The organism is Dissulfurimicrobium hydrothermale, assembly GCF_022026155.1.
Classification (GTDB): Bacteria; Desulfobacterota; Dissulfuribacteria; order Dissulfuribacterales; family Sh68; genus Dissulfurimicrobium; species Dissulfurimicrobium hydrothermale.
Map to the genome: position 1 here is coordinate 241,141 of NZ_CP085041.1, position 16,598 is coordinate 257,738.

At 54.4% G+C, this 16,598-nt stretch carries 15 protein-coding genes and 1 pseudogene; 10 read left to right on the plus strand and 6 right to left on the minus strand.

Annotated features, from left to right (window positions below; genetic code table 11):
• Positions 1-52 precede the first annotated feature (52 nt).
• The 6 genes from LGS26_RS01195 (at position 53) to LGS26_RS01220 (ending at position 6,461) form a co-directional block, all read left to right on the plus strand.
• Entirely contained in the window at positions 53-1,147 is a 1,095-nt protein-coding gene (locus LGS26_RS01195) for a VgrG-related protein (RefSeq protein WP_237888857.1), read from the plus strand.
• 111 nt (positions 1,148-1,258) lie between these two features.
• Positions 1,259-1,468, plus strand: a complete 210-nt coding sequence (locus LGS26_RS01200) for a type II toxin-antitoxin system HicB family antitoxin (RefSeq protein ID WP_237888858.1) — start codon at positions 1,259-1,261, stop codon at positions 1,466-1,468.
• Between the two features lie 73 nt (positions 1,469-1,541).
• Positions 1,542-1,673, plus strand: a complete 132-nt coding sequence (locus LGS26_RS01205; protein ID WP_237888859.1) for a helix-turn-helix domain-containing protein — start codon at positions 1,542-1,544, stop codon at positions 1,671-1,673.
• Positions 1,670-2,821 carry a hypothetical protein gene (locus tag LGS26_RS01210; protein ID WP_237888860.1) on the plus strand — a complete coding sequence of 384 codons (1,152 nt, stop codon included), beginning with the start codon at positions 1,670-1,672 and terminating at the stop codon, positions 2,819-2,821. Before LGS26_RS01205 ends, LGS26_RS01210 begins: the two co-directional genes overlap by 4 nt.
• A 29-nt stretch (positions 2,822-2,850) precedes the next feature.
• Complete coding sequence (locus LGS26_RS01215) at positions 2,851-4,047, plus strand: hypothetical protein (RefSeq protein WP_237888861.1); 1,197 nt, start codon at positions 2,851-2,853, stop codon at positions 4,045-4,047.
• Positions 4,048-4,061: 14 nt separating this feature from the next.
• Entirely contained in the window at positions 4,062-6,461 is a 2,400-nt protein-coding gene (locus tag LGS26_RS01220) for an AAA domain-containing protein (RefSeq protein ID WP_237888862.1), read from the plus strand.
• 21 nt (positions 6,462-6,482) lie between these two features.
• On the opposite strand, the gene nadC is transcribed toward LGS26_RS01220, so the two are convergent.
• The 6 genes from nadC to LGS26_RS01250 form a co-directional block, all read right to left on the minus strand.
• Positions 6,483-7,406, minus strand: a complete 924-nt coding sequence (gene nadC, locus LGS26_RS01225; protein ID WP_237888863.1) for a carboxylating nicotinate-nucleotide diphosphorylase — start codon at positions 7,404-7,406, stop codon at positions 6,483-6,485.
• On the minus strand, positions 7,387-10,107 hold the full coding sequence (locus LGS26_RS01230) for a valine--tRNA ligase (protein WP_407932048.1): 2,721 nt from the start codon (positions 10,105-10,107) through the stop codon (positions 7,387-7,389). Before LGS26_RS01230 ends, nadC begins: the two co-directional genes overlap by 20 nt.
• 101 nt (positions 10,108-10,208) lie before the next feature.
• A complete protein-coding gene (locus LGS26_RS01235; RefSeq protein ID WP_237888865.1) occupies positions 10,209-13,097 on the minus strand; it encodes a PD-(D/E)XK nuclease family protein in 2,889 nt (962 codons plus the stop codon).
• Positions 13,094-13,357, minus strand: coding sequence for a coiled-coil domain-containing protein (locus LGS26_RS01240; protein ID WP_237888866.1), 264 nt, complete (start codon positions 13,355-13,357; stop codon positions 13,094-13,096). The genes LGS26_RS01235 and LGS26_RS01240 overlap by 4 nt, the downstream gene beginning before the upstream one ends.
• Positions 13,358-13,398: 41 nt before the next feature.
• Positions 13,399-13,659 carry a hypothetical protein gene (locus LGS26_RS01245; protein ID WP_237888867.1) on the minus strand — a complete coding sequence of 87 codons (261 nt, stop codon included), beginning with the start codon at positions 13,657-13,659 and terminating at the stop codon, positions 13,399-13,401.
• 223 nt (positions 13,660-13,882) lie between these two features.
• Positions 13,883-14,029: a hypothetical protein gene (locus tag LGS26_RS01250; protein WP_237888749.1), complete on the minus strand. Its 147-nt coding sequence runs from the start codon at positions 14,027-14,029 to the stop codon at positions 13,883-13,885.
• Between the two features lie 29 nt (positions 14,030-14,058).
• Between LGS26_RS01250 and LGS26_RS01255 the strand changes: the two are divergent.
• From LGS26_RS01255 to LGS26_RS09720, 4 genes and pseudogenes are all read left to right on the plus strand, one after another.
• Positions 14,059-15,019: pseudogene (locus LGS26_RS01255) on the plus strand (IS110 family RNA-guided transposase).
• Positions 15,020-15,086: 67 nt separating this feature from the next.
• Entirely contained in the window at positions 15,087-15,449 is a 363-nt protein-coding gene (locus LGS26_RS01260) for a hypothetical protein (protein ID WP_237888868.1), read from the plus strand.
• Positions 15,450-15,490: 41 nt separating this feature from the next.
• On the plus strand, positions 15,491-15,910 hold the full coding sequence (locus LGS26_RS09715) for a prepilin-type N-terminal cleavage/methylation domain-containing protein (protein WP_330873306.1): 420 nt from the start codon (positions 15,491-15,493) through the stop codon (positions 15,908-15,910).
• Positions 15,911-16,004: 94 nt separating this feature from the next.
• On the plus strand, positions 16,005-16,463 hold the full coding sequence (locus tag LGS26_RS09720; RefSeq protein ID WP_330873307.1) for a type IV pilin protein: 459 nt from the start codon (positions 16,005-16,007) through the stop codon (positions 16,461-16,463).
• The last annotated feature ends 135 nt before the right edge of the window (positions 16,464-16,598 follow it).

Below are 16,598 nucleotides of genomic sequence, written 5' to 3' on the forward strand. Positions count from 1 at the left end.
CATAAGTTATCTGATAACTAAAAAATCCGCGGATATATGAAATGGAGGCAGGATGATGAGCATCGCCCCTATCAGGTTCAAGACACCCATTGCAATCGGCACAGCGTCACAAAACAGATACCATATGCAGCTCAATGGGTTCGGCGCTGTCAATTCCTTTAACGCTGCCCTGGCCAGCGCAAAAGAAAATGCTATGCCGAATGACCATACTGCCACGATGCAGGCAGGTAAAAATTTCCATGCCGAAGACGCGGCGTCGACCAATGCGCCGCCGAACGCGCCAGCCGAATCAATGTCGGACAACCTTGCAAAGGTTATGGCAGCACTTGAACAGGAGCGCTTTCTGGCCTTTCTGCTTACTAGACTCGGCCAGGTCCCGACAGCTCAGGATCAGGGCGCAGTTATGGATATTGCAGAGGCGCCGCAGGTGATCTCTTTCCAAACACAGGCGATCCATGTACCAGCCGCACATGACACCGCTGCAAGCAGTATCCATGGCGACACCTTGGAAGATACCGGGCATGGAGAAATAGGAAGGCTTTCGGCTGAATTTGAATCTGGCAATCAAGGTCCTGGAACAATAGGTTATGATGAAACAGGCGGAACGTCCTATGGGACATACCAGATTTCAAGCCGCCGAGGTACCTTTAACCGTTTCATCTCATTTCTTGAAAAATACGCCCCTGACTATGCAGCAAGACTTAAGGCCGCCGGGAACCCGGATACAGGCGGAAAGTCAGGCAAGGTCCCGCAGGAATGGCAGAGGATCGCAAAGGAAGATCCAGGGGGCTTTGAGGCCCTGCAGCGACAATTCATCAAAGACACCCACTACGGCCCAGCGCTTCAAAAAATCGCCCAGAACACTGGTATCGACCTGAGTGAAAGGTCATCCGCACTTAAAGAGGTGCTGTGGAGTACATCTGTCCAACATGGGCCTGACGGGGCCGCCAGGATATTCAAGAAGGCCATTGAAGGCCTCAGGGCCAAAGGCGATCTCTCCGATCAGGCCATCATAAATGCCGTATATGACATAAGAGGCCGCCAGTTCGGTTCTTCTGCCCAGCAGGTGCAACAGGCTATAACCAGAAGGTTTTCAGAGGAGAAGGTGGCGGCCCTTGGTATCCTGAAAGACAATATCAGCGTTTAAAACGAGAGGCTGACTGTGGCGGTTTATCGCCTGATTTGAAAGTCTCAACCAGATTTATTATTTTCAAACATAATTGAGTTTACATCACCTGCCACTCTGGAGATTACTGCAATGGATTACAATATTGAATATGAACAAGAGGAAGACGGCCGCTGGATAGCCGAGGTGCCCGGACTTCCAGGTGTCCTTGCTTACGGCAAAACTGCAAAAGAAGCGATGGCCAAGGCAGAAGCCCTGGCCCTTCGCGTTATGGCGGAACGTATTGAAACAAACGAAAGCCAGCCCGTTCCCGTATCCTTCAATTTTGCAGCACCCGCATGAGAATGAGACAGGATACTGTCGACTATATTTGGTTTGTGTGAATTTAAAAATGAGGCGGGCCAAGCTGTACCGCATGGCCCAAGATGGGGACATTCCGACTTCCAAGGTCGGCAACCAATGGCGCTTCGACCGAGATGGAATCGACCAGTGGATGAAAAGTCAGAGGCCAGTGACGGGTAAGGTGCCAACCGGAGGAACAGAATGAATCCCTCCTCAACTCAAAGCTCGAATGAAAAAGCCGTTCGATTGGTCGATTATCTGCTTCGATTGGCGTCATTACGCACCAAGTTGATCCGCGACGTTGATGAATACGAGAAAGTGCTTTGGGTGTCGAAGGTTCCGAATGAGCGAGGTTGCTTCACACAGGCTTGGGGGAGCGATGAAGAACATGAACCGGACGAATGGCTGGAAGTTCAAAACCGGCATGAGCCGGAATTGCCTGCTGTTCCTGCTCAATGCAAAGACTGGGTGAACCAAGAGGCGCTCCGCAACAAGAACGACCTGCCCGGACTCTTCCCGGAAATCCAGCGGCAAATCCAGAATCCTGATTGGCGCGAGGGATCGGATCAGCCGGAAACCATCCCGCATACTGAACGCCTTGAGGATCATCCCGAGGTTCAACAAGCATGGAATCGCTATGTCGAAGACAAATGGTTGCCCTGGACGGAAGAGCACAATGCATGGGAAAAGGTCCACAAGGTCTATTCCTCTCTCTTTGCCATCCATCAAGAACAGCTCCGGCTCGGCGAGGAATACGAACTGGTGCTCGGTTTGGGATTGCTGACATGGCAAACACCCACCGGGCAGCGCGCCCGACGTCATTTGGTTGTCGCCGACGCCATTCTGGAGTTTGAAGCCCGCCTGGGGAAATTCACCGTCCGTCCCCACACCGAGGGTGCCAAGCTGCGCCTTGAACTCGATATGCTGGACATCGAGGAGCAACCGGCGCGCGCGGAGGAAACCGCAAAGGCGTCACTGGCTGCGGCCGAAGACGATCCGTGGGAAAAGGGTTGTGTCGAAGGCGTCCTTCAGGCCCTGGTGCATTCGATCAACTCACAGGGCGATTATGAGGGTGCTCTTGAAGCCAAGAACATCCGCGCCTCGGCAAAGCCCATCGTAGAATACGCCCCCGCCTTGATTCTGCGAAAACGTTCCGCCAAAGGTCTTGCCGAAACCTTGAAACGGATCAAGGAGCAGATAGAAAACGGGGAAGACGTTCCCTGTGAATTTGCGGACCTTGCGGAGATTCGCCCGAATAACGATCGCGCAACGGGCGATGGCCCGGAGGAGGCCAACGTCCCGTTCGATAGTGAAATCTTCTTCCCAAAGCCATCCACGATGAGCAGCGCCTGATTGTTGACAAGATTCGAGCGGCAAGCGGTGTGCTGGTCCAAGGGCCGCCCGGCACTGGGAAATCTCATACCATCGCCAATCTGATTTGCCATCTGCTTGCCACAGGACAGCGAACGCTGATCACGGCGAAGACGCCTCGCGCTCTTCAGGTTCTTGAAGGACTTGTGCCTGTTGAGTTACGGCCTCTTTGCATCAATCTGCTTGGTAGCGGACTTGGAGAACGCCGCTCTCTCGAATCCAGCGTTGGCGGCATTCTCCGCAAGAATGAGGAGTGGAACGAAGATCGCGCCGGGCGAGAGCGCACGGGACTTGAAGAGCGCCTTCAGAATCTCCGTGAAGAGAAGGCCAAGGTCAACCGCCGGCTCCGCGACATCAGGGAGTCCGAGACTCATACGCAGTCCGTCGCGGAGGGAGCCTATCGAGGGACGGCGGCGAGAATCGCTGAAGCTGTGAACCAGCATCGCACCGACTACGAATGGTTCGCGGATTCCGTTCCTTTAGACAAGACGTGTCAGATCTCCACAGACACTTTGCGAAGCGTTCTCTCGGCTTTGCGCCAATTCACGCCAGAGAAGCGCCAGGAATTGGGCCTTGCATGGCCTGAGGAGTTGCCATCCCCTGAGCAATTTGCCAAACTCGTAGGGAATGAAACCAGCGCGACTGAAGAAGAGCAAAACTCGGCTCGCGGGGCCGATGAACATATCGCCAATCTTTTGGAACGAAACAATCCTCTGGCCATCGAGGCGATCCTTAACGCTTTCTCAACGTTCCGTGACACTCGCAGGAGACTCCTCGCAATGCCGCATTCATGGATGATCGATGCCTTGCGCGATATTCTGGGCGGTAATTCGTCCCTGTGGCATGAGCTTTTCCGTGTTACACGAGACGTTATTGCGTCAATCGAAGCACTCGTTGCGGTCGCTGACGAGACCCGAATCGAATTCCCGGACACTACCGATATCAGATCCTTGTATGAAGACGGCGGGAAACTGAAAGAGCACATGGAGAACGGCGGGAAACTGGGTTGGGGGTTGTTTCGGCCTAAACCGGTGAAAGAGCGGTTATACGTTATCAAGGCCGTGAAGATTGGCGGCCGCCCATGCTCCACGGTCGAACATTTCTCAACTCTTGCCGAGGCACTGTACGTTCGCATTGAATGCGAGAAGGCGTGGGGGTTCTGGAATGGGCGAAGTGAAAAGGTTGAAGGCCGTACACTCTCCAACTGACCGCCCTCAAGTCATTGTGCGATGCGCTCAAAAACGCCCTGGCGCTTGAGGAACTCATTGCCAAATGCCAAGAAGCGATAAAACAATGTTCAGGCATGGGCGAACCCGTATGGGCCGACGAATCCCAGATTGAAAGGGTTATCTCCTCGTGTCGCCTTGCATTGGCCCGTATCCGCAAGCGGCGCGCCATCGAGGAAATTCAGAGTATTGAGACCACGATCTCACTCATGGCTGCCAGTGGCGACACGCATCCGGTGACAAACGATTTGCTGAGCGCCGTGCACAGCCGCGACGTGGAAAAGTTCGCACGATGCGTGAATACGATTCAAGATTTGACAAATGAGCGTCAGTGCCTTCAGAAAATGGACGATGATCTGTCAGATTTGCGCCGTTTGCTCCCGCAGTTCACAAAATCCTTGGAACAAACCTGCAACGATCCTTATTGGGAGGAGCGAGTCCAGCATATCAATGACGCCTGGCATTGGGCCCAGGCGCGGTACTGGCTCGAGGATTACATCCGGCAGGAAGACGTTCCAGCGCTCGCCAAACGCGCCAAACAAATCGAGGACGAGATCAACAACATTATAGCGAAGCTTGCCGCGCTTCACGCCTGGTCGTTCTGTTTCTCGCGGCTCAAGAAAGACCATTGCGGTCACATGGCAGCTTGGCAACTGTCCATGCGGAAACTTGGCAAAGGGACGGGAAAGCACGCGCCGCATCACCGACGTGAAGCGCAAGAACATTTGAATAAATGCCGTGAGGCGGTTCCGGCATGGGTCATGCCGCTCCATCGCGTTTGGGACACGGTGTCTCCCGCGCCCGGCATGTTCGATGTGATTATCGTTGACGAGGCTTCGCAATGTGGCTTCGAAGCCCTCCCCTTGTTCTATCTGGGAAAGAAGATAGTGATCGTTGGCGATGACAAGCAGATCAGCCCAGACGCTGTGGGTTTGCCCCGCGATCCGGTGCATCGCCTGATGGAAGAATTCCTTCACGATTTCCAGTTCAGGTCGTCGTTCGATATTGAGAGCAGCCTATTCGATCACGGGAAACTTCGGTATGGAACCAGACGTATAACGCTGCGGGAGCATTTCCGCTGTATGCCGGAGATCATTCGATTCAGCAACAATCTGTGCTATTCGGATACTCCGCTGATCCCCTTGCGGCAATATGGCCCGAACCGCCTGCCTCCGCTCGACCATGTCTTTGTGAAAGGCGGATATCGTGAGGGCTCGAACAACCGTGCGATCAACCGTCCGGAGGCCGAAGCCATCGTTGAGAGAATTGCAGAGATGAGCGGCGACAGTCGTTATGACGGCAAGACGATGGGCGTGGTAGTGCTTCAAGGTGAGGCGCAAGCGGCTTTGATCGAGAGTCAATTGCTCGAACGATTGGGCGCCGAGGAAATGGAGCGGCGCCGCTTGATCTGCGGCAATCCCTACAGTTTCCAGGGCGACGAGCGAGACATCATGTTTCTGTCGCTTGTCGCTGCCAGCAACGAAAGAATCGGTCCCCTCACAAAAGCGGTGGATGAGCGACGTTTCAATGTCGCGGCCAGCCGCGCCCGTGACATGATGATTCTTTTCCACTCGGTCACTTGTGACGATCTCAGCGCCTTGTGTCTTCGACGTCAGTTGCTTGAGTTCTTCGAGAACACGAAACCGCAACAGATCGCCGGAATCGAGCGGGACGAATTGGAGCGGCGAGCGGCCCAGGACAACCGGCGCGTTGTGAGTCCTCCCGCACCATTCGAAAGTTGGTTCGAGGTTGACATCGCCTTGGAACTTCTTCGCAGGGATTTCACGGTGCTTGCCCAGCATGAAGTCGCAGGCAAGCGGATTGATCTCGTGGTCGAGGGCGGACAAGCGCGTCTGGCGGTCGAGTGCGACGGCGACCGTTGGCATGGCGCTGACCGCTATGAAGACGACATGCAACGCCAGCGACAATTGGAGCGTTGCGGATGGGAGTTCTTCCATGTCAGGGAATCGGCATTTTACTCAAACAAGGTGGATGCCTTGAATGGTCTTTGGAATGCACTAGATAAAAGAGATATTTATCCGCAATATGTTGATGTTTCAAAAGAATCAAGTACATACTCATTTTTGAGACGCAAGACGAAGCGACCGAGCAAGAACCCCCGAGAAAGCGAGCCCGATAGGTCTATTCATGGGTCAGAGATCGATATCAAAGTCGAAGTTGAGGATACCGTAGTTTATGTAGATATTGAAAATCCTCAGGACGAAAAGCAGGCATTAATAACTTATGAAAGATCAAATCCGGAATGCGGGGCTATCAATATCAACACGCCAATCGCAAGAGCGCTTTTAGGTAAGCCATTAAACTCCATCGTTGAGGCAAAGTTACCCAAAGGAACGGTCTCGTTACGCATCAAAGACATTAAGAAGCCAGTCTAAATGCTTCGTAGTTCCTCGTTGTCAATTGCAGGTCGACGAGCTCTCCGATCCCCTGCTAGATGCCGAACTTGAAGGGGTGAGACAATGGCCATCCGCAAAGGCAAAACGTATCACCCTGAGACTCAGATCAACGGCCCTGGCCGAGTGGGTGAGCGCCCCTGCAGACACGATATCGACCCCGGTTCCGGCCACATCCCTTACGTTTTCAAGGCAAACGCCGCCCGAGGCCTCGAGCAGGAGGCCTGGCTTTAAACCGCGGGCCATGGCCACGGCCTCTGTCAAGGTCTTGACATCCATGTTGTCCAAAAGCACTGCATCCGCCCCGGCATCGATGGCCTCCTTTAGTTCATCCAGGGTACTGACCTCGATTTCGATCTTGAGCGTATGTGGACATGAGGCCCTGACCTTTGACAAGGCCTCTTTTATGGAACCGCAGGCCGCTATGTGGTTGTCCTTTATGAGGATGCCGTCTGAAAGCCCATAGCGGTGGTTGAAGCCGCCCCCTGCCCGCACCGCGTATTTTTCAAGCACCCTCAGGCACGGGGTGGTCTTTCTGGTATCAACAAGGCGGCAGGGGAGGCCGCCTATCTTCTCTACAAAGTGCCTGGTCAGGGTTGCAATGCCGCAGAGCCGCTGCAGGAAATTCAAGGCCGTGCGCTCCGCCTGAAGGATGGCCTGGAGACTGCCCTGTATCTCCATCACCACATCGCCGCTGTTGGCCCTTGCGCCCTCATTAAGGGCCATCGGGAAGCTGCAATCCGGGTCGCACTGCAAAAAGGCCTCTTCAGCGACAAATATCCCGGCAACGACACAGTCTTCCTTGGCAACGACAACGGCACGGCCCTTGACATCCCGCGGCACGCAAAGCGAAGTAGTGATATCCCCGTGCCCGATATCCTCACGGAGCGCCTGCGCCACTATCCCTTCATAGAAACGCCTGTCCATCTCTATCCCTTGATCCTATGGCGGATTCAAGCATCTTTTTGTGGTTTACGATCTTTTCCATCTGCGCCTCGAACCTCTTGAGCTTCTCCCGCTCCTTTTCAATGATCTCACGTGGGGCCTTTGAAAGAAAATCCTCTCTGGCAAGTTTTGTCATGGCCTTTTCAATCTCGGAGGCGAGTCTTTTCTCTTCCCTTGTGGCCTTCTTGATCTCACCTTCTATGTCAACAAGGCCTTCGACCGGCACGAATAGCTCAAGGTCTTCAAGGATCACGGTCGCAGCACCCGAAGGTCTCCTCCCGCCCACAGGGAGAAAGACGATTTCTTCAACCCTGGCAAGCGTGGATATGGCAGGCCCATGAGACTCCATGATGTCCATTGCCCTTTGCGAATGGGCGATCACCATGACCTTCACCCCGGCCCCTGGGTGGATATTCAGTTCGGCCCTGATGTTTCTTATGGCCGTCACAACCTCGATAAGGCCGTTGACCAGGGCCTCGGCCTCAGGGGAATCGAACTCAGGCGAAGACATAGGAAATGGAGCGGTCATGATATAACCTTGTCTGCCCGGGAGGCTGTGCCAAAGTTCTTCTGTCACAAAGGGCATGATTGGGTGTAAGAGCCTTAGACTGTTGTCGAGCACTATGAGCGAAACGACCCTCGCAGTCCGTTTTTTTGCGGCGTCATTGCTTGAAAAGGATGGCTTTGCAAGCTCGAGATACCAATCACAGAATTCATGCCAAAAAAACTGGTACATCTCCCTTGCCGCCACATCAAAATCAAAGTTGTCGAATGCAGCCCTTACCTTGGCGATGACGGCGCTGAGACGCGAGAGTATCCACTTTTCGTAAAGACAATCGGCGAGATCGAGACCGGCGAGGGCTGTAAGACCGGACACCCTTGCAGCGTCCAAGGCCTCATGCCTGCCCCCAAGATTCATCAACACAAGCCTTGCGGCATTCCAGATCTTGTTTACAAAGTGCCTGTAACCCTCAATCCTCTCCTCCGACAACTTGATGTCCCGACCTTGTGCAGCCAATGAACACAAAGTGAAGCGCACCGCATCCGTGCCATATCTGTCCATAATGGTGATAGGATCTATGACATTCCCCTTGGATTTGCTCATCTTCTGACCCGATCCATCGCGCACCAGCGCATGGAGATAGACATGCACGAACGGGACATCCCCCATGAAGTGCAGCCCCATCATCATCATACGGGCCACCCAGAAAAAAAGGATGTCAAAGCTAGTGATGAGCACGGAAGTCGGATAATAGCGTCTGAGCTCCAGCGTTTCATCAGGCCAGCCCAGGGTCGAAAACGGCCAAAGGGCCGAGCTGAACCACGTATCGAGCACGTCCTCCTCCTGGATGAGTTCCAAACCGCCGCATCTTGGACATGTCTTAGGTGTCTCCCTCGCCACGATCAGCTCTCCACATGCCTTGCACTCCCAGGCCGGGATCCTGTGCCCCCACCAAATCTGGCGCGAGATGCACCAATCGCGGATGTTAGTCATCCATTCCTCATAGGTCTTGATCCATGAAGCCGGCATGATCCTGGTCTCTCCATTCAAGACCGCCTTTAACGCCGGCCCTGCAAGCGGGGCGACCTTCACGAACCACTGCTTCGACAATCTAGGCTCGACCGTAGTCTTGCAACGGTAACAACCACCAGCCGCAAGACTGTAAGATTCCTCCTTTTCCAGAAGCCCTTGGGCCTTGAGGTCTTCAATGATCTTCTTTCTCGCCTCGTAGCGGTCGAGACCTGAATAAGGGCCGAACCCCGGCTTGATGTGGGCATTCTTGTCAAAGATGTCTATGGCCGGCAGGCCATGGCGTCTCGCCGTCTCAAAGTCATTGAAATCATGGGCGGGCGTAACCTTGACCGCGCCTGTACCAAATGCCGGATCGACCGTATCGTCCGCCACCACCGGGATGTCGCGTTCCATCAAAGGAAGGTGGAGCATCCGCCCGATAACGGCACTGTACCTCACATCGTCTGGATGGACCGCAACAGCCGTATCGCCGAGCATGGTTTCAGGTCTTGTGGTGGCCACCGTCACATGGCCTCCACCGCCAGAGACCGGATATCTTATATACCAGATCCGGCCATCAGCCATCTCGTGCTCGACCTCTATGTCAGCCAAGGCAGTATGACATCTCGGGCACCAGTTTATGATGCGATCGCCCTTGTAGATGAGCCCTTCTTCAAAGAGCCTCACAAAGACCTCCCGGACAGCGCGCGACAACCCATCATCCATAGTAAAGCGCTCGCGGCTCCAGTCACATGAACAGCCGAGGCGTTTGAGCTGTTCGATGATATGGCCGCCGCTCTCCTGCCGCCACCTCCAGACCCGCGCGATAAACTCGTCCCTGCCCAGATCGTCACGGGTCTTGCCCTCCGCTGCCAGCTGGCGCTCCACCACATTTTGCGTAGCGATGCCCGCGTGATCCGTACCAGGCACCCAAAGGACATCGAAGCCGTCCATGCGCTTGTAGCGTACAAGGATGTCTTGAAGCGTGTTGTTCAAGGCATGTCCGATATGCAATACCCCTGTCACGTTGGGTGGGGGGATGACCATGGAAAACGCAGGCCGGTCCGAACCCGCATCCGCCCTGAAGAGCCCGGCGCTAATCCACTCGCCGTACCAGCGGCGCTCCACTGCACTGAAATCATACGCCTTTGGAAGAGGCACGCCTTTCATTGAATACCCTTTACCCATAAAAACCTCTTACCGATAGAAATTTGCGCGCAATCCAGCTAATCGAGATTCTAGCCGCAATCATAAAAAAGCGAAAGGGCGATCTATACAGCTGCCCTGCAAAGGCCAGTGCTGTACGGACAGGAGCGACATTGAGCCGGATCCGACGGGTCAGGCTCAAACGATGTCTCGGGATCAAGTATCTCTGAAACGATGGACTTAAGGGCAGGTAGATATAGCGAATCCATGAGCGATTCATGATCGTCTCCGGTCCCGAACAAGACCTTTCTAACATCATCGGGTCTTGTCGAGGCCCCGATGCCCTTAAGCTCATAAATTGCCGCATTCATTCGGTCCCACCGGCCCTTGAGATCAAAGATCCGGTCACAAAGAATGAGGTAGATGGGAAGCTGAAAGGAGCCGATGGTCGCCTTCAGGGCCTCCCTCGAAAAGTCCGTCGCATACCTACCCTTGGGCATCTTTATATCGCCCCCGGTCTTGTAATCTATAACCCACAAGACGCTGCCTCTGTCCCTTTCAACCCTGTCCACGATACCTTTCAGTCTCACCTGCACCCCGTCGTCCAGATCGAATCCGGCCTCGAACGGCCTTTCCAGCCCGAGCAAAATATGGCCTTTGACCCAATCCTGCTCCAGCCTAAGGAGATGCCCCAGCCTATAAAACGCGGCCTCTCGGAACAGATCCACGGCCGCATTGAGCCACTCGTTCCCGCCGAACTCCTCCCTCAACACACAATCCAATCGCTCAGCAAGCACAACGGACTCATCCCCACTAAACACCATCTCCTTGTCGAGCCAACGCCCGTACACCTCCTTTAACACCCTGTGGATCAGGCGCCCGACGGCATCTGGACCTAAGGCCCGGCCTACGTCTGCAATGCCCTGTCTCAGGCCGAGGCAATAGGCCGCATAAAACCTGAACGGACAAAAAAGATATGTGTCTATCGAGGTCGAAGAAAAGATAAAGGAAGAAAGCAGGCTGGCTACGCCGTCCTTCGGCATGGAGACCGCCGCCGCGCCGCATTGTTCAAAAAGTCCAGATGGCAGTCCAGCACCCCCGGATGAACAAACCGACCGATATCCGACCCCATCGTCATGTCTAACATCATACCCAACAGGGATCAGGCCTGCCTTTTCTTTTTCCCATAGGATCTCCTCGATAAAACGGCTCTTAACCCTTTCACCCCCTTCAGAAAAGAATAAATGTGCCTCCTGCGCCCTTGAGAGGAGCCTTTGAAGATACCTCCTGCTCAAATCGACCGTTTCCTTGCGGCCCGGCAGGCCTAGACGGCGCCTTAGACCAGGCGGCAGCAAGGGATTTATGTCCTCCTCTGGCGGCAGTATGCCCTCATTTACATCAAAGACCAGGACCTTCTTGAAATCCAGACACCTTGTCTCCATGAGGCCAAGGACCTGGAGGCCGTCCAACGGCATGCCGACGAAAGGGATATGGATTTCGCGGGCAAGATGGCGGAAAAGGAATCTAAACCCGTTTGCAGTCAACGGTTCAGCAGCTATCGGACCCTGGATCAGGGTATCGAGAAACTCATACAGGGCCGACATGAATTCCCCTGCCATGGAATGGGACTGCCAGGTGCTCGAATCAACGATCAAATCAAGGATGGATATCAGGGCCGCTGCGAAACCGCGCACATCCGCCGCCTCCCCAGGGTCCAGAAAGAGCCTCCTGTGCACTTCGGACAGAAATCTGACCCATACGCCGCCCACCCCTTCGTCATCTTCAAGATCCTTCAGCACATCCCCACACCTGACAAAGATGGGCCTCTTTTCCGCAACCCAGGCCTCTATCCTGTGGACAATCTTGCGGAAACACTCCTCGGCCGGCAGGTCTTCGCGGTCCCTGGCATCAAGGGGCCTTAAGCCCTTGACATATGGATGACGCAGCACATCGAGGTATTCCTGCACATGGAAGGCGTCACTGCGGCGGCCTGTCTGGGCGTCCAAGACGAGACACAACAGTCTAGCAGGAGGCGTATGGGCAAGCGGATACCCCATTGAGATGTTGAAAGGCACGCCTCTGGCGCTGACCAGCCATTCCAAAACAGGTATAAGGGCGCTTTGATCTGGAAGGACTATGGCCTCTTCATCGGGACCGATGGCGCCCTGATCCGAAAGGCCTGTAAAGAGTCCGCGTGCCTCGAATATCTGGGAATGAAGGTCAGGCTGCATATGAAGCGTGAGCGATGGATGAGAAGAGAGGTCGTCTTCAGGACCTTCCGCGACCTCTCTGATGCAATCAAGCCTTGAAAGCGAAGAAAACACCTCTTCTTCGGCCTTTGTAAGCATAGAAAACCCGACCAGCCACACCCGCCGCCGACCTGGCTCCATCCAGGATGGGAATGGGTATGACCCGCCGCTGGCCAAGGCCCTTGCCGTCTCGGCTGCCAAACGGTACCTCTCGCCGCGCGTCCACAGACCGTCTGCGGCAAGACGCTCGATCCATGCACGGTAGAGATTGGGGAACCCGCGCCAAAGCCCACAGGCCTCTCCACTTAAACCTGCATCGGCAAGGGCAAGCGGCACGGCCCTATCCAGCTCTTCAGGCGATACAAGACCGGCCCCGAACTCGTCAAAGGCCTTGATCAGTCTGATTCCCCAAGGGGAAAAGGACTCAAATCCACCTGCCGATCCACGCCCATCTGTATGAACGGCTGTACGAAAAAGGAGGTATAGAAGCTCTACAAGAGACGCCTCCCTCCTGCCGACCCCTGTCGGCGCAGTCGCGGCCAATGCGGTCATGAACCTTTCTATATCAAGGATCTGCGGCGGGACAAACGGTCTTTTCAAAAGTCTGCCCAATTCCCTTCTCAGATAAAACGCAGGGCGCTTCCCTGGAAAGACTACCGTAAAGGCGGAAAGTCCCACCCCTTCCTCCTCGGCCCTCAACACCAAATCCCAAGCCAACCTGCGGATCAGGGTCATGGCCTTGCTTGTCTTGAGACCCTGCATCATGCGGCAAGCCTGACCTTCATCTCAACTACAGTCTTCTCAAGCTCCGTCACCCTCTCTGCTATCTTCAAATGCTCCTCCTGCTTGACGACAGCCAGGGCAAGCTGGTCGATACGCTCATTCAACTTGTCGTTCCGCATAATAAGGTCGTTGTGCACCTTGTCAATACGTTGGATCAGGTCGTTATTGATCTTGTCAATACGCTTATTGGTATCGTCAAGACGCTTGGTAAGATCAGCGTTTACCTTGTCGATGCGCTGCACCAGGTCGTTGTTGATCTCGTCTATACGCTGGTTGGTCTCGTCTATCCTCCGGCTCTGGTCGGCAGGTGGATATTGACGTCATCGAGCCTCTTCTGGATACCGTCAAGGGCCACCTTGATCTCCCTGTAACCGGATTCAATGGTTACAAGCTGCAGGAGAAGTATCTCGGCCATCGCCTTTTTATGGTCTCCATCTCCATGGCAGGGCATCTCCTTTGTCCAATTCAACCTGAAGAAATAATAGCAGAGATTGGGAATTGAGTAAACAAAACAGGTGCGCAATGTGCGCCGGGAAACCTCCATCTCTTCCCCCTCACTCCAACCCTCTCCCGCAAGGGAAGAGGGTTGGATACTGGAAGGCCTATCTGTTCTTTCCCCTCCTTATTAGGGTGTAGTTCAATCCCCATGCTCTTTCCCTTCCCTTGACGGTTGACGGGGATTAAGGAGAGGGTGATGGAGTAGGGGCGCGGCATGCCGCGCCCCTACGGAACTCGGCGCATCCTTGTATTGTGAACGTGTTGTTGCTTTACTCGGGTTTGACCGAGAGAGAAGACCGGACGCCGTGCGCATCCTTGAGCTGAAAGCTCGCCGCGTAGATAATGCGCCGGTCTTCCCCTTCTTTTTGCGAGAAATCGGACAGTATCTTTGGCCCGGCATAGCCGGAAGCCCGCATTTACAAGGTTGATTGCGCGAGGGATTATTATGAGACACACACTTGGAATCGATGTGGCAAAAGCCAAACTGGATTGCGCCCTGCGTCTTCCAGAGGGCAAGTTTCGTAGCAGGATCGTTGACAACACCGTCCAGGGTTTTGAGGCCCTTACAGCCTGGCTGACCAAGCATGATGTTTCTGACCTTCATGTCTGCATGGAGGCGACCGGAACATATTGGGAGGCCGTGGCCGAGCACCTCTCCGATACAGACTTCACGGTCAGTGTCGTTAACCCGGCAAGAATCAAGGCGTTCGGCGCCGCCTCCGGGGTACGCACCAAGACCGACCGTGTGGATGCCAGACTGATCGCCGAGTATTGCGTGACTCACCATCCGGAGCCATGGCAGGCGCCCTCTGCGGCCATCAGGGAACTCAGGGCATTGGTGGCCAGGCGTCAGGCGCTGGACGCCATGTGCACACAGGAGAAAAATCGTCTACTGGTGGCCCGCGAAGCAGTACGCAAAGATATTGAGGGGCATCTTGAGTATCTGAAAAGCCATCATTGAGATTGAGGACTCTATCCGCAAAAAGATCGACAATGATCCCGACCTTAAGGAACAGCGTGAGATTCTCGACAGCATTCCCGGTCTGGGCGAGAAAACCATTCCTGTGCTGCTGTCGTACTACGGTGGGCCGCCTCGGTTCGAAAATGCCAGACAGGCTGCCGCCTTCGCCGGACTCGATCCGCGTCAACATGAGTCAGGAAGCAGCGTCCGTGGCAAACCTCGCCTGTCCAAGATGGGGCATACGCTTTTGCGTAAGGCGCTCTATATGCCTGCCATGGTCGCCATCACCAAGACCGCATGGGGACGTGCGTTCAGAGATCGCCTGGCCTCGGCAGGAAAGACGCCCATGGTCATTATTGGCGCCATGATGCGCAAACTGATCCATGTTGCCTTTGGCATCCTCAAGTCTGGTAAGCCGTTCGATCCGGCCCTCCATGGCGTTTAACTGGCGCCATGTTTCCATCTATAAGCCTTGAAGCCCAAGCACTACGGCTCAAAAATAGGATAAATCTTTGACTCAACCAACGGTATTATATTACATCATGGCACTTGACATGGATAACAGTATCTACGACTGGCTGTTTTCAAAAAATTGTCATGACATGACAAAATTTGTAAGTGCGGCAAATAGGCCGCCACCATATTTAGTGGTTGGATTTTTTGATGGCGCTATATATGGTTGGCTGATGCTGGCATACAAATTGCTCTATATAATGACAAGGCCTTGGAAAGGGGGTGGGGCAAAAATCAAGGAGGCCGGGGCCATGACCGATAAGACAGATGTAGGGTGCGCCGACGCATCGCAGACAGGCCCAGCCTTTGTAGGGGCGCACCGTTCGCGGTTAGCCGAAAAGACAAGGGACAGGATCTTTTAGAAAAATAAATAAAATAAAAAAGTAAGAAGGAGGAACAAAAGATGTTAATTAAAATGGCGGAAATGGCAAAGAGGCCTGTAAACGGTCAAAAGGGTTTCACACTGGTCGAATTGATGATCGTCATCGCAATCATTGGGATTCTGGCGGCCATTGCCTTGCCGCAGTATAACGCCTACAGAAGAAAGGCCCAGGCGTCAAAGCTTATAGACGCCGCAAGGGCGTGCGCCCAGGAATATGCAGCGGCCTGTCAGCAGGATACTGCTGCTGACCCCACGGCCCTTGTTTCATGCGCCACCCCCCCCACCCTTCCTTATTTAACTGATACAACTTTTACAAGTGGTGGTGGCACCTGCACCGCAATTAACTCCACACTTACAGGCAAAACACAGGATGGGACAACCTATACAGCCGCCTGCACCGGTGCATATAATACCAACATCACATGCACATTAACACCATAGACTAAGATAACCATCTGACATCAAGCCCAGTAGGGGCGCGGCATGCCGCGCCCCTACTGCCCGGTGGGGCGATTTTTAGATAAAGGAGGTAATCATGCCAGCCTGCCCGCATCACCATCACACCAAGGCGCACCAAGGCGGTTTCACCCTGATCGAACTGATGATCACCCTGGCCCTGATAGGCATACTTGCGGCAGTCATAATGTCTATCTACACGCCATTCGTGGCCTCCGGCTACAACGACCAGGCCAAGGGCGACATCATGTCGGTCGTTACCTCCCAGGAGCGCTGGTTTGCAGACAACAACACCTATGCACCCGACGTCGCCACCCTCCATTTCACCCCCCACGCCAACGTCACAATCCCCCCCTTCGCCGTAAACGGCACATCCTTCAATGCCTGCGCCAAGCACCTCTGGGGCGACAAGATCTACGGCTACGACTCGGACACAAGACAATACTACCAGCAGGACAGCGCAAGAAACGTGGCCCTGGCCGCCTGCCCGGCAGCCACTACAGGAGACGACTTTGGCGGCTGGCAGCCCATGAAATAAACAGCAGGGCGGCTTCATTATAAAATTGCCATTCCCAAACATAGCGATGCAGTGATGCAGGGTGCGCTGACGCAGGAAGCGCACCGTTCGCGGTTCAACCAATCCGATGCGCCTCGTTCCTCGGCACATCGCGAG